This is a genomic window from Microbacterium neimengense, assembly GCF_054782995.1.
On the sequence record NZ_BAAGRK010000003.1, the window covers coordinates 1,154,609 to 1,180,262 of the forward strand.

The window sequence follows — 25,654 nt, forward strand, 5'->3', positions numbered from 1 at the left end:
CGCGCGACATCTGCACGACCCGTGGGGCGAGAGTTGTCTGCCGGGGCGGATGGGGCGGCGGTGAGGCCATTCGCCGTGCAGATGTCTCCGCATGCGCGCCAGACGAAGCCGTGTCCGCGCGGGCGGTACGGCGACATCTGCACGACGCGCGGGGCAGGAGTGACCTGTCGGGGCGCATGCCGCACATGCGGATGCGACGCAACTCGGACGAAGAGAGGGGGGCGGGGTCAGGCGAGGCCGTGGCGATGGGCCAGGACGACGGCCTGCACCCGGTCGCGGGCGCCGAGCTTGGCCAGCACGTTGGACACGTGGGTCTTCACGGTCGCCTCACCGATGTACAGCCGCTCGGCGATCTCGCCGTTGGACAGCGCATCCGCCATGAGGTGGAGCACCTCCTCCTCGCGCTCGGTCAGCGGGCTCGAGACCGGCAGCGGATCCGGAGCGGATGCGGAGACCGCGGGGTTCGCGAAACGCGCGATGACGCGCCGGGTGACCTCCGGAGCGAGCAGCGCGTCGCCGGCGGCGACGACCCGCACCGCGGCCGTGAGCTCCTCGGGACCGGCGTTCTTCAGGAGGAACCCGCTCGCGCCGGCGTCGAGAGCAGCGAAGAGGTAGTCGTCGCGATCGAAGGTGGTCACCACCAGCACGGCCGAGGGGATGTCGGGGTCGGCGATGATCTGCCTCGTCGCCTCCAGCCCGTCGAGGTCGGGCATCTGCACGTCCATGCACACGACGTCGGGATGCAGGGCGCGGGCCTGCGCGATCGCTTCGGCGCCCGTCGCCGCTTCGCCGACGACCTCGATGCGATCGTCGAGGGTCAGGATGGTGCGAAAGCCCGCCCGCATCATGGCGTGGTCGTCGGCGAGGACGACCCGGATGCGGCCGCTCACCGGGCGTCCACCGTGACGAGCGGGGTGAGGGGAACGCGAACGCGCACGACGAATCCTCCACTGGATCGGGCCGCCGCCTCGATCGTGCCTCCGGATGCGGCGGCGCGCTCCCGCATCCCGATCAGGCCCATGCCGGGGGTGATCTCGGCCACCGGCCGGCCGGTGTTGGCGACTTCCAGCTCCACCCCTTCGGGGGCGTAGCGCAGGCGCACGTCGGCGCGCGCGCCGGGCCCGGCGTGACGGCGGGCGTTGGTGAGCGCCTCCTGCGCGATCCGGTACAGGTTGACCTGGACCGTATCGGGCACATCGCGTTCCTCGCCGATGACGCGCAGCTGCGAGGCGACCCCCGCCGCGCTCGCCTCGGCGACCAGCTTCTCGAGCCCTTCCAGACCGACGGATGTCTCCTCGTTGGTGTCGCCCGGCGTCCGAAGCGTCTCGAGCAGATGCCGCAGCTCGCTCAGCGCTGAGCGAGCCGACTCCTCCACGCGCGCCAGCGTCTCGCCCGACGCCTGCGGATCCTTGTTCAGCATCATGCGTGCCGCGCCCGCCTGCACGCCCATGAGGGAGACGTGGTGGGCGACGACGTCGTGAAGCTCGCGGGCGAGCCGCACCCGCTCCAGCGCCACCGCCTGCTCGGCGCTGCGTTCGCGTTCGCGTTCGAGCTCCGCCGTGCGCTCCTCGAGCAGCGCGCGCTGTTGCCGGCTCGCCCAGGTGCGCTCCCCGAAGAGGTACGCGCCGCCGAAGTAGAGGGCGTTGATGAGGAGGGTCAGCAGCATGGAGGCGACGTAGGGCGAGAAGGCGCCCGCGCGCGAGACGCCCTCGATCTCGATGTCGCTCGTCGCATCGACGAACATCGTCACCGTCAGCCACACCGCCATCCCGGCGATGATGCCGATGCGCGTCCACATCGCCCGGCGCCGGTGCGGCGACCAGGCGCCCACCGTGTAGATCGCGATGAACATGGCGATGTTGCCTGCGTAGATCTCGGGGACGCGGAGGGTCACGGCGGCGAAGTACGCGGCGCAGACGACGACGGCGACCGTGGCGGGCCAGCGTCGGCGGAGCGCGAGCGGAATGGCGAGCACGAAGGCGTAGGCGACGGCGGCGGCCATCGAGCCCTGGTGCTCGCCGTAAATGCCGACGACGGAGGAGAGTGCAGCGCTGATCAGCGCGCCGATGCACATGGCGGCGGCCAACAGGAGATCACCGCGCTGTTGCGCGGGCGTGAGCGGCAGCATCCTCCCAACCTAGAGCGGGCGCTCGGATGCGGCATCCCCCGTCAGGCGGAGAGCATTGACGCTCCAGGGCGGCGGTGCGAACATCCACCCAGAGCGCGGCGATCGGCCTCGCCGATCGAAGGGCACGGCATGGCCTCCACCAGCGTCTTCATCAACCTGGTCACCACCGATCTCGAGCGCAGCAAGGCCTTCTACCGGGCGCTCGGCTGCGACATCAATCCCGACTTCTCGGACGAGAACGCGGCGTGCGTGGTGTGGGACGAGAACATCTTCTTCATGGTCTTGATGCGGGACTTCTTCGCGTCGTTCACCGACAAGCCGATCGCCGATTCCCGCACCAGCGCGCAGGTGTCGGTCTCCTTCTCGCTCGACTCGCGCGAAGCGGTGGACGCGATCGTCGAGCGCGGGATCGCTGCCGGGGGCACCGAGCCGAAGGAGCCGCAGGAGTACGGATCCATGTACTCGCGTGATCTCGACGACCCCGACGGCAACTCCCTCGGCTTCCTGTACCTCGCCGACGACGCGGACTGATCCGTCCCCCTGTCCCAGATCGACGCCGCGGCGTCGATCTGGGACAGGGGAACGGATGCGGTCAGCCGAAGATCATGGGGCGGTCGTCGTCGTCCTCGTCGCCCGCGAAGTCCAGGTCGACCACGACGGGAACGTGGTCGCTGGGGATCTCGCCCTTGCGCTCGTCGCGGTGGATGGCCGCGCCCGCGACGGCGTCCGCGAAGGCGTGCGAGCCGAGGATGAAGTCGATGCGCAGGCCCTCGTTGCGGGGGAAGCGCAGCTGCTTGTAGTCCCAGTACGTGTAACCGGTGGGCACCAATGGGCGCACGGTGTCGCTGAGGCCCGCATCCAGCAGGGCGCGGAACGCCTCGCGCTCGGGAGGTGAGACGTGCGTGGTGACGCCCTCGATGACGGTCGGGTCGCCGTTGTCGGCATCGGTCGGTGCGATGTTGAAGTCGCCGACGAGGGCGAGCGGCAGATCGGGGGTCGCCGCGAGGGTCTCGCGGGTGTATCCCGTCAGCGCGGCCAGCCAGTCGAGCTTGTAGAGGTAGTGCGGATCGTCGAGCCCGCGACCGTTGGGGACGTACAGGCTCCAGACCCTCACGCCGTCGATGGTGGCGCCGATGGCGCGGGCCTCCTGCGGGAGGTCGGGGCCCTCGTGCCCCTTGAGGAACCCGGGCATGCCCGGAAAGGCCGTCTCGACCTCGGTGATCGGCTCACGACTGGCGATCGCGACGCCGTTCCACTGGTTCAGGCCGTGTGCGACGACGTGATAGCCGGCCTCTTCGAAGGCCGCATAGGGGAACTGATCCGGCTTGCACTTGATCTCCTGCATGGCCAGCACGTCGATGTTCTCGCGGACGCAGAACTCCACGGTGCGAACGACGCGTGCGCGGATCGAGTTGACGTTCCAGGTGGCCAGGCGCATGCCTCCAGCCTAGAACCCGGGCCCGACGCCGCATCCCGGAGGCCGATGAACTCTACACCTTTGGACTGGTTGTCCACAGCGGTGAATCGCGCCTGACGGCGGCGGGGTATCTTCCTGGCATGCGCACGCCGCTTGCCGAGTTGCTCACTCGTGTCGACGAGCTGAACTCTCCCGATTCACCGTTCGTCTTCCGCGCCGTCGGCGACCGCATCCAGGGCACTTGGGACATCGCCGACGTGCAGTACGTCGCCCTCCTCGGGGCGGGTCAGATCGACGACGCCTACTCCATCGAGGTGACCTTCGATGAGGACGGGGGCACGTTCGACACGGACGAGACGCAGACCACCTCGAAGACATCCGGCGGGTTCTCGACCGACGGGTCCTTCCACTTGGGTGGGAGCACCGCCACGTTCAAGGGCAAGCAGTCGCGGATGACCCGTAGCTTCGTCGCCGGCACGCGCGTGACGACCCCGGAGGGCGAAGGCACCTCCGCCCGTTGGTCCTTCGACACGGACCGCATCACGCAGCCCCTGTTCGACTTCCTCGCCGCGAACGGCTGGGAGAAGAAGAAGGGGTTCTTCGGCCGCCTCTTTGGCGGCTGATCCCGCTCGTCCCCTCATCCGTCGAACCCTGAAGTCGAACCCCGAAAGAGGAGCATCATGACCCAGCCCATGCCCCCCATGTCTCAGCCGCCGCAGCAGCCCGTGGCTGCTCCGAACGGCTCCTACCCCGGCAAGACCCTCGGAATCGTGGGCCTGATCGTCTCGTTCTTCGCGAGCCTGATCGGCCTGATCCTCTCGATCGTCGCCTACTCGCAGTCGAAGAAGGCCGGCTACAAGAACACCCCGGCGCTCATCGGCATCATCCTCGGCGCGGTCTTCCTGGTGATCGGCATCATCGTGGCGATCAGTCTGGGAGCCGTCTTCGCCAACCTCATCTCGCAGTGCGCCGACCTCGGACCGGGAACGCACTACGTCGACGGCGTCACCTACACCTGCTCCTGAGCGGTGTGACCTCGCCTGAGCACGTCCCGCGGCTCAGGCGAGGTCCATCCCCGGCGCATCGGCCGGTCGAGGCGTGAATCCGTTGCGCTCATAGAAGGCGGTCCGGCCGCGGGCGGCGAACAGCTGCACGTCCTCGACTCCCCGTCGCCGTGACTCCTGGACGAGCGCATCGAGGATGAGCGCTCCCGTTCCGCCTCCTCGCGCCTCGGGCGCCACGATGAGTTCGGTGACGAACGCGTGCAGCACGCCGTCGCTGATCAGGCGTCCCATGCCCACGAGCGAGCCCGCCTCATCGCGAGCGCAGCACACGACCCAGCTGCCAGCCAGCGCGGCGGCCAGTTGCTGCGCCGTGCGCTCGCCCCATCCGGTGCTCGCGTAGAGGGCGGCGAACTCGTCGGCCGTGGGCGGTGTCAGGGTGAGGTGCACCATCGGACGCTATCGTGCTCGGTGTTAGTCCCGGCGCGCACGGGGCCGGATGCGGTGCGCTGCGGCGTAGCCTGCGCCCATGACGGTGCCCAGAGCGCTTCGCGTCACACTGTTGGTCGTGGCGTGGTTCAACCTCGCCTCGGCGCTGGCGGGGATGATCGGGCTGACCGTGGGCGGTGGCATGGGGTTGCCTCTCGAGTGGCTCGACGCCACACCGTTCGCCACGTATTTCTGGCCCGGCATCATCCTCGGTGTCGTCGTCGGCGGGGCGCAGGCGCTCGCCGTCATCGCGCAGTACCGGCGTTACGCCCTGGCGTGGGGGCTGCAGGCGGCTGCGGGGCTCGTCATGATGATCTGGATCTTCGTCGAACTGGCGATGCTGCTGGTCTGGTCGCCGCTGCACGGCGTCTATTTCGTCACCGGCCTCGTGCAGACCGTGCTCGCGGTGCTCGCCCTCGGCGCGTGGCCCCGTCCTTTCCTCCCGCGCACGCCCGCGGTGCGGATCGGTCCTCGCCCCTAGACTCGACGGTGTGACCGCCGCATCCACTCCCGAACTCGAATCCGACCGCCAGGCGCTCATCGCGCTGATCGGCGCCGAGGCCGTGTTCCACGGCGACTTCACCCTTTCCAGCGGCAAGAAGGCGTCGTACTACGTCGACATGCGCAAGCTGACGCTCGATCACCGGGCGGCCCCCGCGATCGGCCGGATCATGCTCGATCTGATCCGCGACGTGGACGGCGTGGTCGCCGTCGGCGGCCTCACCCTCGGTGCCGACCCGATCGCCAACGCGGTCATGCACGAATCCGTGCACGCCGGCACGCCGCTCGACGCGTTCGTCGTGCGCAAGGAGCCCAAGGACCACGGCCGCGGTCGTCAGATCGAGGGCGCGGATGTGGCGGGCAAGCGCGTCGTGGTCGTCGAAGACACCTCCACGACCGGCCAGTCTGCGCTGAAGGCGGTCGAGGCGCTGCGCCGTGAAGGCGCCGAGCCCGTTGCCGTCGCCGTCATCGTCGACCGCAAGACCGGAGCTCAGGCCGCCGTCGAAGCCGAGGGCCTGCAGTGGCTCGCCGCGATCGACCTCGACGATCTGGGTCTTCCCGCGCAGTGATGGACGACCGCACCGCGGTTCTGCTGGTCGCGCTCGTCATCACGGCGGGCTCGCTCGTGACCTTCATCCTGCAGTGGGCGCGCATCCGCCGCCGCGACCGCGACGAGGACTGACGCGCGGCCGAGCTGTGGATAATCTCTGCGCTGTCTGTGGGCCGCGTGGCATCCTTCCGGGGCACCCCTCGGAAAGGACACGCACATGAAGAAGCGCACTCGCCTCGCTGCCGGCCTCCTCGCCGCCGCGACTCTCACCGGAGCCGGTGTCGCTGCGGCCGCTCCCGCCTTCGCCGCCGATAACAGGGTCACGTTGTACGGATTCCCCACCAAGGGCATCTGTCAGGTCGTCGAGCAGGCGACCGGGTGGGCGATCAATGCCTCTGGTCACCAGGTCTACGCCGGCGACGCGTGCGGCTACTGGGGCCCCGACAAGCTTTACGGCTTCAGCATGCTCTACAACTGATCCCCGACGAGAAGATCCCTCGGCGCTTATGGGTGCCGGGGGATCTTCTTTGCCATCGCCGCATCCCACTCCATGAGACACGTGGGGAAGTCCGGTTCCGGAGTGATCGGACCGGAGCCATCATGGATGGATGACGGTTCACGGGCACGACGTCGCGGCGGACGCCAGGCGGCTCATCGCAGAGGGTCGTATCTCAGAGCACGCTCTGCAGGCTGTGACGCGGATCGCGCCGGAGAGAATCACGGCGTTCCTCACGAGCAGTGGGGCGGCAGGGCTCTCCTCGCAGGAGCCCTCGCTTTCGCCCGAGGAGAACACGCGCGTCTCGACCCTGGTCGCGTATCTGGCGTACGGCTCGGATGTCGCCGACGACGAGCATCTCCGAGCGATGCTGGAAGCTCTGACGGGTGAGTGCGGCTTCACGGTGCAGAACATCAGCCGATTGACGGAAGTGCCGGTGGAAGAGGTGACGACCGCTCTTCACGATCCCGGAACGCTTCCGGCCGAAACCAGGTACACGCTCGCGCTGCGAGTGTCGCACCTGATCAATGCCGCCAACCAGGCGCGAGCACGTTAGCGGGCGCTGCGCATCGCGTGATCAGATGCCCTCGGGCATCTCCGACTCGACGGGCTCGGGGGCGATGAGCTCGGCCACGGAGGTGAGCACCTCGTCGGGGCGGAACGGGTAGCGCTCGATCTCGGCCGGGTCGCTGATGCCGGTCATGACGAGCACGGTGTGCAGGCCCGCCTCGATGCCCGCGACGACATCGGTGTCCATGCGGTCCCCGATCATGCCGGTGTTCTCGGAGTGCGCTCCGATGCGGTTGAGCGCGGAGCGGAACATCATCGGGTTCGGCTTGCCGACGACGTACGGCTCCTTGCCCGTGGCCTTCGTGATCATGGCGGCGAACGATCCGGTCGCCGGCACGATGCCGTTCGGGGTGGGGCCGGTCGCATCCGGATTGGTGACGATGAACCGCGCGCCCGCGTTGATGAAGCGGATGGCCTGGGTGATCGCCTCGAACGAGTACTGCCGCGTCTCGCCGACGACGACGTAGTCGGGCTGCGTCTCGGTCATGACGACACCCGCCTCGTGCAGCGCGGTCGTGAGCCCCGCCTCGCCGATGACGAAGGCGGAGCTGCCGGGCATCTGCGACTTCAGGAACTCGGCCGTAGCCAGCGCCGACGTCCAGATCCGCTCCTCCGGCACATCCAGCCCCGAGCGCTTCAGTCTCGCGCTCAGATCGCGGGGGGTGAAGATCGGGTTGTTCGTGAGCACCAGGAAGGGTGTGCCGGTGTCGCGCCACTGCGCGAGCAGCTCGGCCGCCCCCGGGATCGCCTGGTTGTCGTGCACCAGCACGCCGTCCATGTCGGTGAGCCAGCATTCGATGTCATCGCGCGTGCGCATGGCCTCAGCCTAGAGCTCCCGAGGGCGGTATCCGAGTCTGCGGAGCCAGGTCATAGCGGCGCCCGAGGGGCGGCCAGGCTACCCGGGCGCGAAGGACCGCTCAAGAGTGAAGGGGGTACCTCGTGCAGCGCACTAGGGTCGTACGCGTGAGCGCTCGCGAGGCGGATTGGAATCCGCACCGGCTGCCGGACCTGACGGGCCGGACCTACCTGGTGACGGGCTCCAACGCGGGTCTCGGGTACTTCGCGAGTGAGCAGCTCGTGAACGCCGGAGCGCGCGTCATCATGACCGGCCGCAACCCCAACCGGCTCGCCGCCGCCCGGGCCGCCGTCTCGGCGCGACTGCCGCACGCGACCGGTACCGCCGAGACGCTGCTGCTGGACACCAGCAATCTCGGCTCGGTGCGCGCCGCTGCCGCCACGGTCCGGCAGCGCGGACGTCTCGACGGCCTGCTGCTGAACGCCGGGATCGTGCATCCGCCCGCGCAGCGCGAGACCACGCGCGACGGCAACGAGCTCGTGCTCGCCACGAACGCGCTCGGCCACTTCGCCCTGGCGGGCGCGCTGCTGACCACGCTTGCCGCCCGTCGCGGCCGGATGGTGTGGCTCGGCAGCATGTCGACCTCGATCTCGAAGTACGACCCCACCGATCCGCAGCTCGTCGAGCGCTACTCGCCCTGGCGCGCATACGTGCAGTCGAAGGCCGTCACCACGGTGGTCGGCCTCGAGGCGGACCGGCGGTTGCGTGAGGCCCGCGTTCCCGTGACGAGCGTGATCGCCCACCCCGGCTACTCCACGAGCGGCCGCACCGTCGGCATCCGCGGCGTCAACGAGCCGTCCCGCTGGGGGCGCTTCCTCGACAATCTGCAGGCTCCTTTCACGCAGTCCAAGGAGGCCGGCGCCTGGCCGCTCGTGCGCGCACTCGTCGACCCGGACGTCGAAGGCGGCGAGATGTGGGGTCCCGGACGCATCGTGACCGGGCAGCCCCGAGCAGCGCAGCCGACGGCGTTCCTGCGAGAGCCGGCCATCGGCGAACGGCTGTGGCTCATGTGCGAGGCGGCCACGCGGATGCGATGGCCCTTCGAGGCAGCCCGCCGCTGAACGCGGCGGGCGCCGTATCCGATCGCGTCAGGCGGAGAGCCAGATCGCGTCGTGCGCCGCGGGAGGGATGCTGATCTCGGTGCCGTCCACGCGGACGCGTAGGTCGGGAGCGGGCTCGAGCACTTCGACGCGGTGGTCGACGTCGAGACCGCGCCGTTCGAGCTCGCGCAGCAGGTCGGGATCGCGGTCGTTGACCCTCAGCACGCGGCCCACGTGCCCCGCCGCGGCATCGGCGAGGAGCACGAACGGCACACGCTCGACCCGACCCAGCACGTCAGGAATGGCGTCGCCGTGCGGGTCGAAACGCGGCCGTCCGAGGCGTTCGTCGATGCGATCGAGCAGCCGATCGCTCAGCGCGTGCTCGAGGATCTCGGCCTCATCGTGCACCTCGTCCCAGGTGTAGCCGTACTCGCGCACGAGCCACGTCTCGACGAGGCGGTGTCGACGCACGATCGCCGCCGCGCGCGCGAGGCCCTTCTCGGTCAACGTGATCGGGCCGTACCGGCGATGGCTCACAAGACCCGCAGCGGCGAGCTTCTGCACCATCTCGGTGACACTCGACGGCGCGAGCCCCAGCTGCTGTGCGAGCTGCGAGGGCGTGATCCGCTCGTCCTGCCATTCCGTGTGCTGGTACACGACCTTCAGGTAGTCGTCGACGGCTGCGGATGTGGGCACCCCGTCAGGCTACCCGCCCGTGATGACGAGCCAGATGAGCAGCGCGTTGAGAGCGACCAGGAACACGGACGCGGCCGCCCCGGCGACCGTCGTGGCCATCCGATTGCGGTACGTGCCGAGCAGGCCGCGCTGCGCCGTCAGCCACACGAGGGGGATGAGGGCGAACGGGATGCCGAAGGAGAGCACGACCTGGCTGAGCACGAGCGCGAGCGTCGGGTCGAGGCCGAGTCCCAGGATGACGAGGGCGGGGACGAGGGTGACCAGCCGCCGAGCCAGCAGCGGCACGCGCACGTGCAGCAGCCCCTTCATGATCTCGGAGCCGGCGTAGGCGCCGACCGAGGTCGAGGCCAGTCCGCTCGCGAGCAGGCCCACCGCGAAGAGCGTCGCGATGACGGGGCCGAGTCCCGCCGACAGCGCCGCGTACGCGCCCTCGAGCGAGTCGGTGCCGGGAACGCCGGCGAGGCTGGATGCGGCCAGCAGCAGCATGATGAGGTTCGTCGTGCCGGCGACGGCCATCGCGATCGTGACATCCCACCGTGTCGCGCGCAGGAGCCGGCGCTCGCGATCGGCGGGGGCGGCATCCGTCAGTGGAAAGCGGTCGCGCGCCAGCGAGGAGTGCGCGTAGATCGCGTGCGGCATCACGGTCGCGCCCAGGATGGATGCGGCCAGCAGCACAGAGTCGGTGCCCTCGAAGCGCGGCACGAGACCCTGCACCAGACCGTCCGCATCGGGCGGCGAGAAGACGATCCCGGTGCAGAAGCCGATGACGATGACGATGAGCATCGTGATGACGACGGTCTCGAACGCGCGGGCGCCGCGGCGCGACTGCACCGTCAGCACGACCATCGACACGACACCGGTGATCACACCGCCCCACAGCAGCGGGATGCCGAAGAGGAGATTGAGCGCGACGGCGCCGCCGATCACCTCTGCCACATCCGTCGCCATCGCCACGAGCTCGGCCTGGAGCCAATAGAGCCGGCGGGCCCATGGGCGGCGGATGCGGCGGCCGAGGAGGTCGGGCAGGCTCTGGCCGGTGACGATTCCGAGCTTTGCGGACAGGTACTGGATCAGCCAGGCCATGAGGTTGCCGAGCACCACGACCCACACCAGCAGGTAGCCGAACGTCGCACCGGCGGTCATGTTCGCGGCGACGTTGCCCGGATCGAGGTAGGCCACCCCGGCGACGAGCGCCGGTCCGAGCAGCCACGCCATCCGACGCGCGGGCGCCTGCACGGGCGCGGCGGTCAGTGTTTTCGGCATGCCGAAACCGTACCTCATTTTTCGGGACACCGAAAAGTGCTGTTCCCATGGGTGAGAAGCGCCGGCGGGCGCGGCTAGCCTGGGTGGATGACGGATGCGGGCGAGCCGGAGGACACCACCGCGGACACCGCCCCCGAGCACGGCGTCGGACCCTGGGAGGGGCCGTGGCCGGACGACGCCCACTTCGATCCGGACCTGCTCGCCGCGGGCGATCGCCGAAACGTGATCGATCGCTATCGCTACTGGCGCATGGAGGCGATCGTCGCCGATCTCGACGCGCACCGCCACGGCTTCCACGTGGCGATCGAGAACTGGCAGCACGACATGAACATCGGCTCCATCGTGCGCAGCGCCAACGCGTTCGCCGCCGCCGAGGTGCACATCATCGGCCGTCGCCGATGGAATAAGCGCGGCGCCATGGTCACCGACCGCTATCAGCACGTGCGTCATCACGACGACGTCGCGTCGTTCGCGGCGTGGGCGGCGGCGGAGAACCTCCCGGTCATCGCCGTCGACAACGTGCTCGGCTCCGTCCCCGTGCAGGATGCGGAGCTTCCCGAACGCTGCGTACTCGTGTTCGGTCAGGAGGGTCCGGGCCTCTCGCCCGAGGCGGTGGCGGCCGCATCCGGGGTCGTGGAGATCTCGCAGTACGGCTCGACGCGCTCGATCAACGCGGCCGCGGCCGCCGCCGTCGTGATGTACGAGTGGTGTCGGCGGTGGGCGCGCTGAGGCGCATACGCTCCCGCAACATCGTGTGACGTGGACTGATCCTCCCGAACCTCGGAGGACGCATGCCTCGCACCCACATCTCACCCGCCCGTCTCGTCGCCGCCGTCGTGGCCGTCGCCGTCGTGGTGCTGCTGACACTCGCGCCCTGGGCCCTCGTCCATCCGCTGCGCGGGCGCATCGTGTGGCTGCTACAGGATCTCGCCGAGCCCGTCATGTCGTGGCTCCCGGGCGGTCCGGACCAGGTGCTCAACACCCTGTTGTTCATTCCGTTGGGTGCGACCCTCGCGCTGCTTCTGCCGCGTCGGGCATGGCCGGTCGCGATCGTCGCCGGATTCGTGCTGTCGGCGCTCGTCGAGATCGTCCAGGAGTCGATCCCCGGCCGCGTACCGGACGCGGGCGACGTGCTCTGGAACACCTGCGGCGGCGCGATCGGCGTGATCACGGTGACGCTCATCCGCGCGATCGGATCGGTTCAGCGCGGCAGATGAACCGTGACCTGCAGTCCGCCGGTGGGTCGTGCCGCCACGGCCAGCATCGCCCCGTGCGCGCGCGCGATCGAGGCGACGATCGCGAGTCCCAGGCCCGCCCCGGAACGACCGTGTGTCCCGCGGGTGCGGCCAGCGCCGCGCACGAAGGGCTCGATGAGGGTCGCGGCGACCTCGGGCGTCAGCTGCTCGCCGCCGTTCTCAACGATCAGCGTGCCCTCGCGCACGCGCACCAGCATCCAGCCGTCGTCGACGTTGTGGACGACGGCGTTGCGCAGAAGGTTCGCGGCGAGTCTCACGAGGAGCGCCTCGTCGGCGGTGACGACGGAGGGCCGCAGATCGGTGTCGATGCGGATGCGGGCTGCTTCCGCATCCGGGCGAACGTCCGCCAGAGCCGTCTCGGCCACCGCCGCCAGGTCCACCCGCTGCAGGGCGAGGGGTGCACCGCGACCCACCCGCGCGAGCGTGAGCAGGGCCTCCGTCGCCTCGATCGCGCGGTCGTTCGTCGCGCCGATGCGGGCGAGCGTCACATCGACGTCGCGTCCCGTGGGATCCGCCTGCGCCACCTCGACGAGCGTCCGGATGACGGCGTGAGGCGTACGTAGTTCGTGTGACGCGTTCGCGGCGAATCGTCGCTCCTCGTCGAGCGTGCGCTCGATGCGGTCGAGCATCGCGTCCAGGGTGTCGGCCAGCTCGGTCAGCTCGTCGCGGTGTCCGGGCAGCGCGACCCGATGGTCGAGGCGGCCGTCGCGCACGAGGGCGAGCGCATCCGTCATCCGGCGCAGCGGACGAAGCACGATGCCCGCCAGGATCCAGCCGCCGACGAGGCCGAACAGCACGAGCGCGATGATCGCCCAGACGGCGTACCGTGTGAAGACCTCGAGCAGGTCGGCGCGGTTCGGTGCCCAGTCGCCGTCCATGCCGAACAGCGCGCCCTCGGGCACGAAGCGCAGCACGAGAAGCCCGACGACCACCAGTGCGCCGCCGGCGACGATGAGGAATCCGGCGTAGCTGAGCGCGAGCTTCAGGCGGATCGATACGCCGACGCGCCGGGGCGTCACGGCAGCATCCGGTAGCCGACGCCCGGCACGGTCTCGATGACCCACGGTTCGCCGAGACGCTTGCGCAGCGTGGAGATCGTGATGCGCACGGCGTTCGTGAAGGGGTCGGCGTTCTCATCCCACGCGCGCTCCAGGAGGTCCTCCGCGCTGACGACTCCGCCGTCGGCGCTCATCAGCACGTCGAGCACCGCGAACTGCTTGCGGGTGAGGGCGACGTAGCGACCGTCGCGGAAGACCTCGCGCCGGAACCGATCAAGGGTCACCCCCGCGCGTTCGGCCGTGGGAGGCGCGCCCGCGGCGGGCCGGCGCCCCAGGGCGCGCAGCCGGAGCACGAGCTCGCGCAGTGCGAACGGCTTGGTGAGGTAATCGTCGGCGCCGCTCGCGAAGCCGGTCTCCTTGTCGTCGAGTCGGTCGGCGGCGGTGAGCATGAGGATGCGGGGCGCCGCGGCCTCGGTCGTGAGGCGGCGGGCGATCTCGTCGCCGTTGGGGCCGGGGATGTCGCGGTCGAGCACGACGACGTCGTAGGAGTTGACCGCGAGCTGCTCGAGCGCCGTGTCGCCGTCGCCGGCGATATCGGCGGCGATCGCCTCGAGGCGCAGCCCGTCGCGGATCGCTTCGGCGAGGAACAACTCGTCCTCGACGATCAGCACCCGCATGCCGCGAGTCTAGGTGGGGGTACATATCGCGGACATATCCGATTGTGCTGACGCTGTGATAACACCCACCCGCATGGGATGTGGGCATGCACAGTTCCGTCGCACCCGCATCCGCCATCGCTCCGGCGCGGTCCCACCGGCTCGCGTTCGCCGTCCTGGGACTGGTCGCCGCGATCCTGCTCGCCGCGCTCGCCGGCGTGTGGCTGCGCGCCGTGCTCACCGCGGACGGGTCGTTCGCGCCCGACGAGGCGAGCGGGCTCATCCGGGGCGACCAGGCCGTCACCGTCGCCGACGATCACCTGCCCGCCATCGCCGGGCTCGATGCGGGGCTGCGCGACGCGATGCGCGCCGCCACGACCGACGCGGCCGACGATGGTGTGGCGCTGCTGATCTCCAGCGGTTGGCGCAGCGAGGCGTACCAGCGATGGCTTCTCGGTGACGCGATCCGCTACTACGGCGACGAGGCGACCGCCCGTCGCTTCGTGGCGGCTCCGGAGGCCTCGCAGCACGTGACGGGTGATGCCGTCGACATCGGGCCGCTCGACGGTCAGCTCTGGCTCGGGGAGCACGGCGCCGCATACGGCCTGTGCCAGACCTACGCCAACGAACGCTGGCACTTCGAGTTGGCGACCACTCCCGGCGGCACCTGCCCCGACATGCGCGCGGATGCCACATCCTGACGTGGGGGGCATGACGGTGCAGGTGCCGCCGGGCGCTGGTTCTGGCGCTGGGGCCGGCCCTGGGTCTGGGGCGGCTGCTGGCGCTGGGGACGGTGCGGGCGGGGGATGCCGCGGCTGAAGTGCGTGCCCGCATCCCCCGCACCCTCTGCGTGTCTCACATGTGCGCGTCGAGCGCGGTCCACTCGTGCATAAGTAAGACACGAAGGGGGTGTCCGGGCATGCGTGTCTCACTTGTGCACAGAACAGCCCGCGTGAGGGTGAACGTTTGAGACACGCAGGGTGAGCGCCGGTGCAATGCGCGGGATGCGGGGTGCTCAGGCGGGGATGCGCATCCAGGCTCCCGTGCGCACCCGCCAGCCGAGGGTGATCGCGCGCGCCAGCATGTAGACGCCGAAGAAGGCGACGGCGAGCCAGGCCAGGCCCGCCGCCCCCGTGGCGCCCGCCCACATCACCACGAGGAGGGCCGGAACGAACGGCACGAGGTTGGCAAGCCCCGCGAGGGCGAGGTACTTGCCGTCGCCGGCGCCGATGAGCACGCCGTCGAGCACGAACACCACGCCGCAGAGCGGCTGCGCGACGGCGAGCACGATCAGCGCGGGCTGCACGAGTGCGGCGATCGCCGCATCCGACGTGAAGACGAGGCCGATCACGCCCGAGAAGCCGCCGATCAACGCCCCCACGATCACGCCGAACCACACGCCCCACGCGACAGTGCGGCCGAGCACCCGGCGCACGAAGGCGGGGTCGTCCTCGCCGAGCCCGCGGCCCACGAGGGCCTGCGCGGCGATCGCGAGCGCATCGAGGGCGAACGCGGCGGTCGAGAAGATCGTGAACGCCACTTGCCAGCCCGCGAGTTCCGGTGTGCCCAGCGCCGTCGCCACGGCGACCGTCGCCAGGAGAGCTGCGCGCAACGAGACGGTGCGCAGGAACATCCAGCCGCCGCTGCGCGCGGCGCCCGACACGCTGTCGCGCCGCGGACGGATGGATGCGTCGTGCCGCCGGGCCAGGCGTCCCACCACCAGCGCGTACACGGCGACCATGCCCCACTGCGCCACGACGGTTCCGACCGCGGAGCCGGCGATGCCCCAGCCGAACCCGTAGATGAACAGCCAGTTCAGACCCGCGTTCGCGGTGAAGCCGGCGCCGGCGATCCACAGGGGAGTCACGGTGTCCTGCATCCCCCGCAGCAGACCCGTCGCCGCGAAGACGATCAGCATGGCCGGCAGGCCCCACATCGAGATGCCGAGATACGCCTCCGCCTCCGCCGCGACGTCCGCCGCGGGCGCGAACAGACCCACGAGCGTGGGGGTCGTGAGGTACCCGACCACGGCGAGGATGAAGCCCAGGCCGAGGGCCAGCCACATCCCGTCGATGCCGGCGGTCACCGCCGAGCCGTGCTGACCCGCGCCGAAGCGACGCGCCACCGCGGGCGTCGTCGAGTAGGCGAGGAACACCATCAGCCCGACGATCGTCTGCAGCACGGCGGATGCGATGCCGAGACCTGCGAGCGGCACGACGCCGAGGTGACCGATCATCGCGGCGTCGATGATGAGGAACAGCGGCTCCGCGATGAGCGCGCCGAGCGCAGGCGCCGCGAGGTTCAGGATCTGCCGATTGAGTGTCGCCGCCACCCCTCGACCCTATTGACCCTCACCGACGCCCCGCATCCGCTCTCCCCTCCACGCCCTCCGGCCGCGAGACTGCATCCCCATCACGAGATCACGGGTAAATGCAGTGATCTCGTGCTCGAGATGCAGTCTCGCGGAGTTTGCCGGAGGGAAGCGGCGGCACGTCGCAGCGGCTGGAGCCCCCACTCAGCCCGGCGGCATATCCTGTGCGCATGACCGACTCCCCCCGTTCCGGTCTCGCGCTCGACGAGCTGAGCAACGAGATCCGCCCGCAGGACGACCTGTTCCGCTACGTCAACGGCGAATGGATCGCCCGGACCGAGATTCCCGAGGACAAGGCGCGCTGGGGCTCCTTCCACCTCCTCGCCGAGCAGGCAGAGAAGGACGTCCGCGCCATCATCCTCGAGTCGCAGGATGCCGAGCCGGGCACCGAGTCGCGCAAGATCGGCGACCTGTACGCGAGCTTCATGGACACCGAGCGCATTGCCGAGCGCGGCACCGAGCCGCTCGCCGATCAGCTGGCGCGGGTGGATGCGGTGAGCGACATCACTTCCCTCCTCCGGCTCGTGGGTGAGCTGGAGCGCGACGGCATCGGCGGCATCGTCGAGCTCTACGTCGAGCCCGATCCCGGCAATCCGCAGCGCTACCTGCCCTTCTTCATCCAGGGCGGCCTGTCGATGCCGGACGAGAGCTACTACCGCCTCGACTCGTTCGAGGAGACCCGCCAGGCGCTGCGCCACCACATCGAGCGCATCCTGACGCTGGCCGAGGTGGCGGATGCGGCGGACGCCGCCGAGCGCGTGGTGGCGCTGGAGACGGAGCTGGCCTCGCACCACTGGGACAACGTCCGCAGCCGCGACGCCGTGGCCACCTACAACCTCAAGACGTGGGATGAGGTCGTGGCGATGGCGGGCGTGGACCTCGCGCCCTGGCTCGACGGAGTCGCCCCGCACCATCCGGACGCGTTCGCCGAGATCGTCGTGTCGCAGCCGAGCTTCGTCGAAGCGCTGGGCACGGTGCTCACCGAACAGCGTCTCGAGGACTGGAAGGCGTGGCTGCGCTTCAGGATCGTGCACGCCGCCGCGGCGTTCCTGCCCGACTCGTTCGTGGAAGAGAACTTCTCGTTCTACGGCACGCAGCTCACCGGTGTTCCTGCCAACCGCGAGCGCTGGAAGCGCGCTGTCAGCCTGGTCGAGGCGGCGCTGGGCGAGGCGGTCGGCAAGGTCTACGTCGAGCGGCACTTCCCGCCGACCGCCAAGGCCGCCATGGATGAACTCGTCGCGAACCTCATCGAGGCATACCGCCAGTCGATCTCGCAGCTGGAGTGGATGAGCCCCGAGACGCGCGAGCGGGCGCTCGCGAAGCTCGACGCCTTCACGCCGAAGATCGGCTACCCCGTGAAGTGGAAGGACTACTCGGGTCTTGAGCTGGACGCGGCCGATCTTGTCGGCAACGTCCGTCGCGCGCACGTGCACGAGCACGACCGTCAGCTCGGCAAGGTGGGGCAGCCCATCGACCGCGACGAGTGGTACATGACGCCGCAGACGGTCAACGCGTACTACAACCCCCTGATGAACGAGATCGTCTTCCCCGCCGCGATCCTGCAGTACCCGTTCTTCGACGAGACCCGGGATGCGGCCGCGAACTACGGCGGCATCGGCGCGGTCATCGGGCACGAGATCGGGCACGGGTTCGACGACCAGGGCAGCCGCTTCGACGGCGACGGGTCGCTGCGCGACTGGTGGACGGATGCGGACCGCGAGGCCTTCGAGCAGCGCACCAAGAATCTCATCGCCCAGTACGACGCCCTCGTGCCGCAGGGGCTGCCGGAGGAGAACCACGTCAACGGGGCCCTCACGATCGGCGAGAACATCGGCGACCTCGGCGGGCTCGGCATCGCGATCCGCGCGTATCGGCTGTCGCTGGGGGATGCGGAGGATCCGGTCATCGACGGGATGACCGGCATCCAGCGCCTCCTGCTCAGCTGGGCGCAGATCTGGCAGCAGAAGAGCCGTGACGCGGAGGCGATCCGTCTGCTGACGATCGATCCGCACTCGCCGAACGAGTTCCGCTGCAACCAGATCGTGCGCAACATCGATGCGTTCTACGAGGCGTTCGACGTGACCGAGGGTGACGCGCTGTGGCTGGACGCCGACCAGCGCGTCACCATCTGGTAACTGAGCCGTGACCCGTCGGGCGTAGTCTCGTCCGCATCCCCGAGCCCGAACCGGTAGGAAGGACCTGCGCCGTGCCCAGCTCTCCCGAGGCCTCTCGAGGAACGGAATCGGCGCCGCCCTCGCGGCGGGGGGCGAAGCGACTTCCGCGCCGCGCCGCCGCGGGTCGGCGATCGTTCACTTCCACCCTGAAAGCCCTCGACGCGCTCGCGGCGTCGGGGGCGCAGGTGTCGGTGCGGATCGATGACCTCGACCTCGGTTCGGCGGTGCTCGCCGGCGACGACTTCCGCAGCCTGCCGATCGCGGGGCTCGGGGTCGTGCCCCTCCTCGTGGAGACGGCCGCGCAGTTCGAGGCGGGCACCCTGGATCCGCTGGAGATCATCGACCGCGCCGGCATCGAACCCGTCGCGGTATCGGGTGTCTGGCAGCACCTGAAGGCGCCCGCGCTGCCGCTCATCGATGTGGCGCTCCTCGCCGCGTCGTCGGGCGACGCCCTCGCGGCCAACGCGCTCATGTCACGGGTGGGGCTTCCGGCGGTGCGCGCTCGCGTCGAGCAGCTCGGGCTCACCCGCTCCGCTCTGATGGACAGCTTCCGCGATACGCGCGGCCCCGACGACGCGCCGCACGTGGCGCTCGGTGCGGCCCGCGAATACGCCCACCTCTTCGCGGAACTCGTGAACAGCACCGCGGTCAGCGCCGGGGTCAGCGCGCAGGTCGCCGAGTGGCTGAGCCACGGCCACGATCTGTCGTTGGTGGCTGCGGCGACCGGGCTCGATCCCTTCGCGCACGACAACGACGAGCATGGGCTGCTGTTCGTCAACAAGACCGGGCGGGCATCCGGCATCCGTACCGAGGCCGGCGTGCTCGCCGGTCCACGCGCAGGCGTCGCCTATGCGCTGTTCGTGTGCTTCGACGACCTTTCGATCGCCCACCGGTTGCGGGTGCACGATGCCTTCCGGGTGCTCGGCGTGGAACTCATGGAATACGTGTACTGACCGCTCGCCCGTGCCTGCGCGCGCGTCGCGCGAGCAGGGCGGCGACCGCGCCTGCGCCCAGGAGTCCGGCTCCTGCGAACGCGAAGGGGAGCGGGTCGACGCCGCTGTGGGCGAGCTCCGTGACGCCGGGAGTGGACACCGCGGGGATCGGCGTGGGGCTGGGCGCGAGGTCCCACTCTGCGGTGAGGGTGAGGTCACCCGTGAGAGGTGTCGCGAAGTCGTAGGCGGCGTCCTCGGCGCGCCATCCGCTGAAGGTGAACCCCTCGCGGACGGGATCGGCGGGGCGCGTCGCAGTGGCGCCCGCATCCAGCACGACCGACTGCGCGCCGATGGTGCTCCCGCCGGCGCTGTCGAAGGCGACGGTGGTCACCGCGGTGGCGGGCAGGTCGTTCCACGTCGGCTCGGCGTAGCCCCCCGCGAAGCGGGCCTCGCCGAATCGCCACGGGTACAGCGCGGTGGCCGGCGGCGTGGTCGCGATCGTGCCGAACGTGGTGGGCGGCGGACCGAGCAGCTCGAGGACGGTGAGCGGGTTGTCGCCGAAGGGCGCGAAGCCGAGGCTCGTGACGGTGGAAGACAGCGTCACGCGTTCCAGCTGGTTCTGCGAGAACGCGAAGCTGCCGATACTCGTGAGCCCCTCGTCGAAGGTCACGGTGCTCAGCGCGTTGAGCGCGAACGCCTGATCGCCGATGGTGCGCACGGATGCGGGCAGCGCCAACGACGTGAGTGCGTTGCTCTGGAACGCCGCGAAACCGATGTCGGTGAGCGAATCCGGGAGGGTCAGCGAGGTGAGCGCGGTGCCGCCGGTGCGGTCGAAGGCGCTGTCGCCGACCGCGGTGACGACGTAGGTGTCGCCGTCGACGGTGATCTGGCGGGGGATGACGACGGCTGAGGTCGGCACGACCTGTCCGGTGACCGCGGCGGTGCCGGCGGCGAGGGAGTACGTCAGTCCGTTGACCTCGGTGTCGGCGGCGGATGCGGCGGGCGCCGCGGCGAGCAGCAGTGCGGCGGCAACGGCGCTCGCGGCCAGGGCCTGGAGGGCGCGCCGCAGGCGCCGGGCGGCGGGGCGTTGTGTGTCGGGCATGGCCGGACGCTATCGGCGTCGCAGCCCCGGAGCGGTCATTGCTGAGGCGCCGTCAGCTCCGGTGGCATCCACCGCGCGGCCGCCACGCGACGACGCGAATCCGCGGGTGCGCACTGCGAGAATGGGGCGGTGAGCGACACTCGACAGGCGCCGACCGTGAGCATCGGCCGCAAACGCTCGCCGGCGCACCAGATCCTCACCCTTTTCGGCGACTATTGGTGGGGCGTGGACGAGCCGTTGCCCACGGGGGCGTTGCTGGCCGCGATGTCGGATCTCGGGGTGAAGGAGCCCGCGACGCGGGCGAGTCTGACGCGGCTGACCGACCGCGGGCTGCTGATCATGAGCAAGTCGGGGCGGCGCACGAGCCACGCGCTGACGGAGCGCGGCGCGTCGGTGCTGGCCGACGAAGCCCAGTGGCTGCAGCACTTTGGCCGCGCGGATCCGGTATGGGACGGTCTGTGGAGCGCCGTGCTCTTCTCGATCCCCGAGAGAGAGCGACCCCTGCGCCACGCCGCCCGCACTCGGCTGCGCTGGCTGGGGTACGCCCCGCTGTACGACGGCGTGTGGATCTCACCCTTCGATTCCGTCGGGGCGGCCGTGGACGCCCTCGCCTCGCTCGGCGTCGGGCAGGTCTCGACGCTCCGCGGTGTGTTGGCCACGGCGGGCGACAGCCCGACGCGCGCGTGGGACCTGTCCGAGGCGGAGGGCGAGTACGCCGACTTCCTCACGCGTGTCGCCGCCGCCGATGGCGCGGAGGACACCTCGCCCGCCGCGGCACTGGTGCTGCGCACCTCAGTCATGCTCGCCTGGCAGTCCTTCCGTCACGCGGAGCCTGGCCATCCGATGCGTCTCATGCCTCCGGCGTGGCCGCGGGAACGCGCACGAGACGCCTTCGTCGCCGTATACGACGCGCTCGGACCCGCGGCGGAGGAGCGGATGCGGGAGCACGTCGCCGCCATCGATCCCGCGTTGGCGCGCCTGGTCCGGCCGCAGCGGCTTTCCTGAGTACACCTTATGTAAAGATTCATTGACGCTCGTAACAATTACTTCTACTCTCATCCCCGAGGGGGCGCAACGAGGCATCCCCATGACGATGACGTCACATCGGAGGATCTTGCATGCTCAGACATCGACGACCTCGCGCGAGGATGCTCGCGTCCGCCGCAGCCGCGATCGGAGTGGTGGTGGCGCTCGCCGCGCCGCTCGGATCTGCCGCCGCCGCGGACGATCTCTCGCTCACCGTGCTCTCCGGTCGCGCCGACACCGTCACGGGAGGTGATGCCCTGATCGCGGTGGACGGCGCGGATGCGGCGACGGTCGTGACCGCGGACGGGCGTGACATCACCTCCTCGTTCACCGCCGTGAACGGGCGCCTCGTCGGACTCGTCGAGGATCTGCCCCTCGGAACGAGTGAGGTCACAGCGCGATCGGCGTCAGGCTCCGAGACCCTCGAGATCCAGAACCATCCCGCGTCCGGTCCGGTCTTCTCCGGGCCCCAGCATCCGATGTACTGCACCGCATCCGGGGCGCCGTGGAACCTTGGGCCCACGGATGAGAACTGTCACGTCGCCGAGGCGCGCGTCAGCTTCCGCTACCGCACGACGGGCGGTGCCTGGGCGGACTATCCCACCGAAGGTTCCACGCCCGGCGACGTCGCCACTGCGACTGTCGAAGGTCGCACCGTGCCGTATGTCGTTCGACTCGAGCGCGGCACCATCAACCGCGCCGTCTACGAGACGGCGATGCTTGCCGGGCCGGCCGACCCCGCGCCCACGTACACAGCGCGCGCGGCGGGCTGGAACGGCAAGCTCGCCTACACCTTCGGCGGTGCGTGCGGCGTCGGGTACTGGCAGGGTTCGAGCACGGGGGGCGTCGAGAACGACATGCTCCTCTCGCGCGGCTACATCGTCGCCTCGGCCACCTTCAACGTGTTCGCGCAGAACTGCAACGACGTCACGAGCGCGGAGACCGCGATGATGGTCAAGGAGCACGTCGTCGAGCAGGTCGGCCCCGTCACGTACACGATCGGCTCGGGCGGATCGGCCGGCACGATGCAGCAGTTGCTGCTGGCCAACAACTACCCCGGCATCATCGACGGCGTGATGGGTGACATCGGCTACCCGGACGAGCGCACCACGACCGTCGCCGGACACGACTGCACGAACCTGCTCGGATTCTGGGGTTCGCCCGCAGGCTCCGGATGGACGGATGCGCAGAAGCTCGCCGTGACCGGGCATGCTCAGCTGTTCACCTGCACCGGCTTCACCTGGTTCACCGGTGTCGACAACCCCCGCGCCGGCTGCAACGCCGCCGTCCCGGTCGGCGACCGTTGGTCGGAGGCCAACCCCGACGGACTGCGGTGCACGATCGCCGACATGGTGCAGAACGTCTACGGCGTCGATGACCAGGGTCGCGGGCTGCGCGTCATCCCCGACAACGTGGGAGTGCAGTACGGTCTGGCCGCTCTGCAGTCGGGCGCGATCTCGGCCGAGCAGTTCGTCGCTCTCAACGAGAACGCCGGAGGGATGGACGTCGACGGAACACGCACCTCTGCGCGCTCCGAAGCGAGCATCGAGGCCATCGAGCAGGCGTACCGCACGGGCCGGATCAATCTCATGACCGGTGGGCTCGCCTACACCCCGGTGATCGAGATGCGTCGCTACACCGACCCGACCGGCGACTTCCACGAGCGGTACCGTTCGGCCATCATTCGCGAGCGGATGCTCGACGCGTACGGCAACGCCGACACCCACGTCAGCTGGACGAGCAAGGACGCGGGATACGCGAGCGCGATGTACACCGCGGGTCTCGACAAGCTGGAGGAGTGGCTCGACAACATCGTCGCGATGGGTGGTTTCGGCGACCGGGCGCGGACGGTCGCCGCACGCCCCGCGGGTCTCGGGGACGGCTGCTACACCGATGACGGATTCGTCTCGGAGCAGCTCGACTACGAGAACACGCAGAGCACCTGCAACCAGTTGTTCCCGTACCATTCCGAGCCCCGCTACGTCGCGGGAGAGTCGCTCTCTCGCGACGTCCTGAAGTGCCAGCTGACCCCGCCGGTGCGCGCGGACTACCCCGTCATGACCGACGGGCAGTGGGAGCGGCTGACCGCCGCCTTCCCCACGGGTGTCTGCGACTGGTCGAAGCCGAGCCAGGGCCGGGTTGACTACGCCGGCGTCTGGCAGAGCTTCGACACACAGCCGGATGCGGTTCTCGAGGCGCCCGTGATCACGGGGGAGGCGCGCGTGGGTGCCGAGCTCTCGGTGTCTGCGGCGAGCACGACGCCCGGCGCGACGCTGGGCTACCAATGGTTCGCCGACGGCGTCGCGATCGAGGGGGCGGTGTCGCCCTCGTTCACGCCCGAGGCGGCGCACGAGGGCGCGGCCCTCACGGTACGCGTGTCGGCTGTCGCCGAGGGTTACCGTCCGGCATCCCGCGTCTCCGCCGCGACCGCGCCGGTCGCTGCAGCGTCGTCACCCTCGAACCCGCCGTCGCCGTCGCCGTCGCCGTCGCCGAGCGCGTCGTCGTGGGCGACGGTCGACGTGGGTGACGGTCGATTCGAACAGGGTGGCACCTTCGTCGCACGGGTCGCGGGGCTCACCCCGGGGCAGCGCATCGCCGCCGAGATCCGGAGCGATCCGTATGTGCTGGCAGGGATTCCCGCCGCGGATGCGGAGGGTCGGATCACGATCCGTGCGACGATCCCGGCGAGCATTCCGGCGGGTGCGCACACGCTCGTGATCGCCTCCGGCGATCTCGAACCGTTGCGCGTGCCGATCACCATCGTGCCCGCGGGCACCTTGGCCTCGACCGGCGGAGCGGTCCCGTGGGAGCTGCTCGCTCTCGGCGCAGGTGTGCTGGTGCTCGGCGCCGGCGCCGTGGTGATCGCGCGGCGTCGCGGCCAGGCGCGCTCCTGATCGGATGCGGGGAGGTGCGCGACGCCTCCCCGCATCCGATGCACCACGAGGGACGGTCACGGGGGTTAACTCAGGCCGGGCCAGTCGCCCGAACGCCGTGCCGGGTCGGTAGCATCGCGACGTGAGCACTTCAGCGCCGTTCCGTGCCGACATCGTCGGAAGCTTCCTCCGCCCGCCGGGCCTCGCCGCCGCTCGTCGGCGCCACGCGTCGGGCGAGCTGACGGATGCCGAGCTGGGCGCCGTCGAGGACGCGGAGATCGTCGACCTCGTCGCCCGGCAGCGTGCGGCGGGACTGAAGGTCGCGAGCGACGGCGAGTTCCGTCGCTCGTGGTGGCACTTCGACTTCTTCGGGATGCTCGGCGGCGTCGACATCGTGGAGCTCGATCACGGCATCCAGTTCCAGGGCGTGCAGACCAAGCCGCGGGGCATCGAGATCACGGGGCCGATCCGTTTCGAGGACGCGCACCCTTTCCTCGCCCATTACCGCTCGCTGGCTGCGATCACCGAGGGCACGGGTCTGCTGCCGAAGTTCACGATCCCCGCGCCGACGGTGCTGGACTTCCGGCTGGAGCCCGGCCACATCGACGCGGCCTTCTACGACGGGCGCGAGGCGATCGTGGCCGACCTCGTCTCCGCCTACCGCGACGCGTTGGACGCGTTCTACGCGGCGGGCGCGCGCTACCTGCAGTTCGACGACACCGCGTGGGCGTACCTGTGCTCGGAGGCCGAGCTCGAGAAGGCCCGTGCCCGCGGGATCGACACCGACGGCATCGCCGAGCGCTACGCCGACCTGCTCAACCGCATCCTGGACGGCAAGCCCGCCGACCTCACGGTCACTACTCACGTCTGCCGCGGCAACTTCCGCTCGACGTGGATCTCGTCCGGCGGCTACGAGCCGGTTGCCGAGCAGCTGCTCGGTAACACCGCGTATGACGGGTACTTCCTCGAGTACGACTCCGAGCGCGCGGGCGGCTTCGAGCCGCTGCGGTTCCTGCCCGAGGGCGACAAGCGCGTCGTGCTGGGGCTGGTGACCACCAAGACCGGCGAGCTCGAGAGCGCCGACGACATCCGTCGCCGCATCGACGAGGCCGCATCCTTCGCGCCGCTGGATCAGCTCGCCCTGAGTCCGCAGTGCGGGTTCGCCTCCACGGAGGAGGGCAACGAGCTCACCGAGGATCAGCAGTGGGCGAAGGTGCGCGCCGTCGTCGACATCGCCGCATCCGTCTGGGGCTGAGCGG

General features: G+C 70.0%; 27 protein-coding genes. 16 read left to right on the forward strand and 11 right to left on the reverse strand.

Going from position 1 to position 25,654, the window contains the following annotated elements:
- Window positions 1-227 precede the first annotated feature (227 nt).
- Both ACYVJS_RS08360 and ACYVJS_RS08365 read right to left on the reverse strand, forming a co-directional pair.
- The gene (locus ACYVJS_RS08360) at window positions 228-890 is read right to left on the reverse strand and encodes a response regulator (protein ID WP_460739492.1); all 663 of its coding nucleotides are present in this window, start codon (window positions 888-890) and stop codon (window positions 228-230) included.
- Window positions 887-2,128 (reverse strand): sensor histidine kinase, encoded by a 1,242-nt coding sequence (locus ACYVJS_RS08365; RefSeq protein WP_460739493.1) that lies wholly within the window; start codon window positions 2,126-2,128, stop codon window positions 887-889. The genes ACYVJS_RS08360 and ACYVJS_RS08365 overlap by 4 nt, the downstream gene beginning before the upstream one ends.
- A gap of 129 nt (window positions 2,129-2,257) precedes the next feature.
- Here ACYVJS_RS08365 and ACYVJS_RS08370 point away from each other — a divergent pair, with 129 nt between their 5' ends.
- Window positions 2,258-2,659, forward strand: a complete 402-nt coding sequence (locus ACYVJS_RS08370; RefSeq protein ID WP_460739494.1) for a VOC family protein — start codon at window positions 2,258-2,260, stop codon at window positions 2,657-2,659.
- Window positions 2,660-2,720: 61 nt separating this feature from the next.
- Here the strand turns inward: ACYVJS_RS08370 and ACYVJS_RS08375 are convergent, their stop codons facing one another.
- Window positions 2,721-3,566 (reverse strand): exodeoxyribonuclease III, encoded by an 846-nt coding sequence (locus tag ACYVJS_RS08375; protein WP_460739495.1) that lies wholly within the window; start codon window positions 3,564-3,566, stop codon window positions 2,721-2,723.
- Window positions 3,567-3,685: 119 nt separating this feature from the next.
- Here ACYVJS_RS08375 and ACYVJS_RS08380 point away from each other — a divergent pair, with 119 nt between their 5' ends.
- Both ACYVJS_RS08380 and ACYVJS_RS08385 read left to right on the forward strand, forming a co-directional pair.
- Window positions 3,686-4,168 (forward strand): hypothetical protein, encoded by a 483-nt coding sequence (locus tag ACYVJS_RS08380; RefSeq protein ID WP_460739496.1) that lies wholly within the window; start codon window positions 3,686-3,688, stop codon window positions 4,166-4,168.
- Between the two features lie 57 nt (window positions 4,169-4,225).
- Complete coding sequence (locus ACYVJS_RS08385; RefSeq protein WP_460739497.1) at window positions 4,226-4,570, forward strand: DUF4190 domain-containing protein; 345 nt, start codon at window positions 4,226-4,228, stop codon at window positions 4,568-4,570.
- Window positions 4,571-4,603: 33 nt separating this feature from the next.
- Here the strand turns inward: ACYVJS_RS08385 and ACYVJS_RS08390 are convergent, their stop codons facing one another.
- The gene (locus ACYVJS_RS08390) at window positions 4,604-4,996 is read right to left on the reverse strand and encodes a GNAT family N-acetyltransferase (RefSeq protein WP_460739498.1); all 393 of its coding nucleotides are present in this window, start codon (window positions 4,994-4,996) and stop codon (window positions 4,604-4,606) included.
- A gap of 79 nt (window positions 4,997-5,075) precedes the next feature.
- On the opposite strand from ACYVJS_RS08390, the gene ACYVJS_RS08395 reads away from it, so the two are divergent.
- The 4 genes from ACYVJS_RS08395 (at window position 5,076) to ACYVJS_RS08410 (ending at window position 7,138) form a co-directional block, all read left to right on the forward strand.
- Window positions 5,076-5,516 (forward strand): hypothetical protein, encoded by a 441-nt coding sequence (locus ACYVJS_RS08395; RefSeq protein ID WP_460739499.1) that lies wholly within the window; start codon window positions 5,076-5,078, stop codon window positions 5,514-5,516.
- 10 nt (window positions 5,517-5,526) lie between these two features.
- The gene (gene pyrE / locus ACYVJS_RS08400; RefSeq protein WP_243226451.1) at window positions 5,527-6,105 is read left to right on the forward strand and encodes an orotate phosphoribosyltransferase; all 579 of its coding nucleotides are present in this window, start codon (window positions 5,527-5,529) and stop codon (window positions 6,103-6,105) included.
- A 198-nt stretch (window positions 6,106-6,303) separates the two neighbouring features.
- Window positions 6,304-6,564, forward strand: a complete 261-nt coding sequence (locus ACYVJS_RS08405) for a hypothetical protein (RefSeq protein ID WP_460739500.1) — start codon at window positions 6,304-6,306, stop codon at window positions 6,562-6,564.
- Window positions 6,565-6,694: 130 nt separating this feature from the next.
- On the forward strand, window positions 6,695-7,138 hold the full coding sequence (locus tag ACYVJS_RS08410; RefSeq protein WP_460739501.1) for an HTH domain-containing protein: 444 nt from the start codon (window positions 6,695-6,697) through the stop codon (window positions 7,136-7,138).
- 21 nt (window positions 7,139-7,159) lie between these two features.
- On the opposite strand, the gene ACYVJS_RS08415 is transcribed toward ACYVJS_RS08410, so the two are convergent.
- The gene (locus tag ACYVJS_RS08415; protein WP_137418668.1) at window positions 7,160-7,969 is read right to left on the reverse strand and encodes an HAD-IIA family hydrolase; all 810 of its coding nucleotides are present in this window, start codon (window positions 7,967-7,969) and stop codon (window positions 7,160-7,162) included.
- A gap of 146 nt (window positions 7,970-8,115) precedes the next feature.
- Here ACYVJS_RS08415 and ACYVJS_RS08420 point away from each other — a divergent pair, with 146 nt between their 5' ends.
- Window positions 8,116-9,069: an SDR family NAD(P)-dependent oxidoreductase gene (locus ACYVJS_RS08420; RefSeq protein ID WP_460739502.1), complete on the forward strand. Its 954-nt coding sequence runs from the start codon at window positions 8,116-8,118 to the stop codon at window positions 9,067-9,069.
- A 27-nt stretch (window positions 9,070-9,096) separates the two neighbouring features.
- On the opposite strand, the gene ACYVJS_RS08425 is transcribed toward ACYVJS_RS08420, so the two are convergent.
- Together ACYVJS_RS08425 and ACYVJS_RS08430 are read right to left on the reverse strand one after the other, a co-directional pair.
- Complete coding sequence (locus ACYVJS_RS08425; protein WP_460739503.1) at window positions 9,097-9,744, reverse strand: metal-dependent transcriptional regulator; 648 nt, start codon at window positions 9,742-9,744, stop codon at window positions 9,097-9,099.
- 9 nt (window positions 9,745-9,753) lie between these two features.
- Complete coding sequence (locus ACYVJS_RS08430) at window positions 9,754-11,007, reverse strand: Nramp family divalent metal transporter (RefSeq protein WP_460739504.1); 1,254 nt, start codon at window positions 11,005-11,007, stop codon at window positions 9,754-9,756.
- An 87-nt stretch (window positions 11,008-11,094) separates the two neighbouring features.
- Here ACYVJS_RS08430 and ACYVJS_RS08435 point away from each other — a divergent pair, with 87 nt between their 5' ends.
- A complete protein-coding gene (locus tag ACYVJS_RS08435) occupies window positions 11,095-11,736 on the forward strand; it encodes a TrmH family RNA methyltransferase (protein ID WP_460739505.1) in 642 nt (213 codons plus the stop codon).
- A gap of 62 nt (window positions 11,737-11,798) precedes the next feature.
- Window positions 11,799-12,224: a VanZ family protein gene (locus ACYVJS_RS08440; protein WP_460739506.1), complete on the forward strand. Its 426-nt coding sequence runs from the start codon at window positions 11,799-11,801 to the stop codon at window positions 12,222-12,224.
- Here ACYVJS_RS08440 and ACYVJS_RS08445 read toward each other — a convergent pair.
- Together ACYVJS_RS08445 and ACYVJS_RS08450 are read right to left on the reverse strand one after the other, a co-directional pair.
- Window positions 12,209-13,282, reverse strand: coding sequence for a sensor histidine kinase (locus ACYVJS_RS08445; protein WP_460739507.1), 1,074 nt, complete (start codon window positions 13,280-13,282; stop codon window positions 12,209-12,211). The two genes, ACYVJS_RS08440 and ACYVJS_RS08445, sit on opposite strands and share 16 nt — an antisense overlap.
- Window positions 13,279-13,938, reverse strand: a complete 660-nt coding sequence (locus ACYVJS_RS08450; RefSeq protein WP_460739508.1) for a response regulator transcription factor — start codon at window positions 13,936-13,938, stop codon at window positions 13,279-13,281. Before ACYVJS_RS08450 ends, ACYVJS_RS08445 begins: the two co-directional genes overlap by 4 nt.
- Before the next feature lie 86 nt (window positions 13,939-14,024).
- Between ACYVJS_RS08450 and ACYVJS_RS08455 the strand changes: the two genes are divergently transcribed.
- A complete protein-coding gene (locus ACYVJS_RS08455) occupies window positions 14,025-14,618 on the forward strand; it encodes a M15 family metallopeptidase (RefSeq protein WP_460739509.1) in 594 nt (197 codons plus the stop codon).
- A gap of 314 nt (window positions 14,619-14,932) precedes the next feature.
- Here ACYVJS_RS08455 and ACYVJS_RS08460 read toward each other — a convergent pair whose 3' ends face one another.
- Window positions 14,933-16,249 carry an MATE family efflux transporter gene (locus ACYVJS_RS08460; RefSeq protein ID WP_460739510.1) on the reverse strand — a complete coding sequence of 439 codons (1,317 nt, stop codon included), beginning with the start codon at window positions 16,247-16,249 and terminating at the stop codon, window positions 14,933-14,935.
- Between the two features lie 209 nt (window positions 16,250-16,458).
- Between ACYVJS_RS08460 and ACYVJS_RS08465 the strand changes: the two genes are divergently transcribed.
- Together ACYVJS_RS08465 and ACYVJS_RS08470 are read left to right on the forward strand one after the other, a co-directional pair.
- A complete protein-coding gene (locus tag ACYVJS_RS08465) occupies window positions 16,459-18,423 on the forward strand; it encodes a M13 family metallopeptidase (RefSeq protein ID WP_460739511.1) in 1,965 nt (654 codons plus the stop codon).
- Window positions 18,424-18,494: 71 nt separating this feature from the next.
- Window positions 18,495-19,415, forward strand: a complete 921-nt coding sequence (locus tag ACYVJS_RS08470; protein WP_243226463.1) for a serine hydrolase — start codon at window positions 18,495-18,497, stop codon at window positions 19,413-19,415.
- On the opposite strand, the gene ACYVJS_RS08475 is transcribed toward ACYVJS_RS08470, so the two are convergent.
- The gene (locus ACYVJS_RS08475; RefSeq protein ID WP_460739512.1) at window positions 19,396-20,496 is read right to left on the reverse strand and encodes a leucine-rich repeat protein; all 1,101 of its coding nucleotides are present in this window, start codon (window positions 20,494-20,496) and stop codon (window positions 19,396-19,398) included. The two genes, ACYVJS_RS08470 and ACYVJS_RS08475, sit on opposite strands and share 20 nt — an antisense overlap.
- 129 nt (window positions 20,497-20,625) lie before the next feature.
- Here ACYVJS_RS08475 and ACYVJS_RS08480 point away from each other — a divergent pair, with 129 nt between their 5' ends.
- The 3 genes from ACYVJS_RS08480 (at window position 20,626) to ACYVJS_RS08490 (ending at window position 25,650) form a co-directional block, all read left to right on the forward strand.
- Window positions 20,626-21,501 carry a PaaX family transcriptional regulator gene (locus ACYVJS_RS08480; protein WP_460739513.1) on the forward strand — a complete coding sequence of 292 codons (876 nt, stop codon included), beginning with the start codon at window positions 20,626-20,628 and terminating at the stop codon, window positions 21,499-21,501.
- A 113-nt stretch (window positions 21,502-21,614) separates the two neighbouring features.
- Window positions 21,615-24,416: a DUF6351 family protein gene (locus ACYVJS_RS08485; RefSeq protein ID WP_460739514.1), complete on the forward strand. Its 2,802-nt coding sequence runs from the start codon at window positions 21,615-21,617 to the stop codon at window positions 24,414-24,416.
- 121 nt (window positions 24,417-24,537) lie between these two features.
- On the forward strand, window positions 24,538-25,650 hold the full coding sequence (locus ACYVJS_RS08490) for a 5-methyltetrahydropteroyltriglutamate--homocysteine S-methyltransferase (RefSeq protein ID WP_460739515.1): 1,113 nt from the start codon (window positions 24,538-24,540) through the stop codon (window positions 25,648-25,650).
- The last annotated feature ends 4 nt before the right edge of the window (window positions 25,651-25,654 follow it).

What these genes read in the sequence shown, in the direction of transcription:
- ACYVJS_RS08395 (WP_460739499.1), top strand. Translation starts at nt 5,076, where the DNA reads ATGACGGTGCCCAGAGCGCTTCGCGTCACACTGTTGGTCGTGGCGTGG.
- ACYVJS_RS08475 (WP_460739512.1), bottom strand. Translation starts at nt 20,496, where the DNA reads ATGCCCGACACACAACGCCCCGCCGCCCGGCGCCTGCGGCGCGCCCTC.
- ACYVJS_RS08465 (WP_460739511.1), top strand. Translation starts at nt 16,459, where the DNA reads ATGACCGACTCCCCCCGTTCCGGTCTCGCGCTCGACGAGCTGAGCAAC.
- ACYVJS_RS08435 (WP_460739505.1), top strand. Translation starts at nt 11,095, where the DNA reads ATGACGGATGCGGGCGAGCCGGAGGACACCACCGCGGACACCGCCCCC.
- ACYVJS_RS08410 (WP_460739501.1), top strand. Translation starts at nt 6,695, where the DNA reads ATGACGGTTCACGGGCACGACGTCGCGGCGGACGCCAGGCGGCTCATC.
- ACYVJS_RS08375 (WP_460739495.1), bottom strand. Translation starts at nt 3,566, where the DNA reads ATGCGCCTGGCCACCTGGAACGTCAACTCGATCCGCGCACGCGTCGTT.
- ACYVJS_RS08380 (WP_460739496.1), top strand. Translation starts at nt 3,686, where the DNA reads ATGCGCACGCCGCTTGCCGAGTTGCTCACTCGTGTCGACGAGCTGAAC.
- ACYVJS_RS08415 (WP_137418668.1), bottom strand. Translation starts at nt 7,969, where the DNA reads ATGCGCACGCGCGATGACATCGAATGCTGGCTCACCGACATGGACGGC.
- ACYVJS_RS08385 (WP_460739497.1), top strand. Translation starts at nt 4,226, where the DNA reads ATGACCCAGCCCATGCCCCCCATGTCTCAGCCGCCGCAGCAGCCCGTG.
- ACYVJS_RS08485 (WP_460739514.1), top strand. Translation starts at nt 21,615, where the DNA reads ATGCTCAGACATCGACGACCTCGCGCGAGGATGCTCGCGTCCGCCGCA.
- ACYVJS_RS08370 (WP_460739494.1), top strand. Translation starts at nt 2,258, where the DNA reads ATGGCCTCCACCAGCGTCTTCATCAACCTGGTCACCACCGATCTCGAG.
- ACYVJS_RS08365 (WP_460739493.1), bottom strand. Translation starts at nt 2,128, where the DNA reads ATGCTGCCGCTCACGCCCGCGCAACAGCGCGGTGATCTCCTGTTGGCC.
- ACYVJS_RS08450 (WP_460739508.1), bottom strand. Translation starts at nt 13,938, where the DNA reads ATGCGGGTGCTGATCGTCGAGGACGAGTTGTTCCTCGCCGAAGCGATC.
- ACYVJS_RS08405 (WP_460739500.1), top strand. Translation starts at nt 6,304, where the DNA reads ATGAAGAAGCGCACTCGCCTCGCTGCCGGCCTCCTCGCCGCCGCGACT.
- ACYVJS_RS08440 (WP_460739506.1), top strand. Translation starts at nt 11,799, where the DNA reads ATGCCTCGCACCCACATCTCACCCGCCCGTCTCGTCGCCGCCGTCGTG.
- ACYVJS_RS08430 (WP_460739504.1), bottom strand. Translation starts at nt 11,007, where the DNA reads ATGCCGAAAACACTGACCGCCGCGCCCGTGCAGGCGCCCGCGCGTCGG.
- ACYVJS_RS08455 (WP_460739509.1), top strand. Translation starts at nt 14,025, where the DNA reads ATGCACAGTTCCGTCGCACCCGCATCCGCCATCGCTCCGGCGCGGTCC.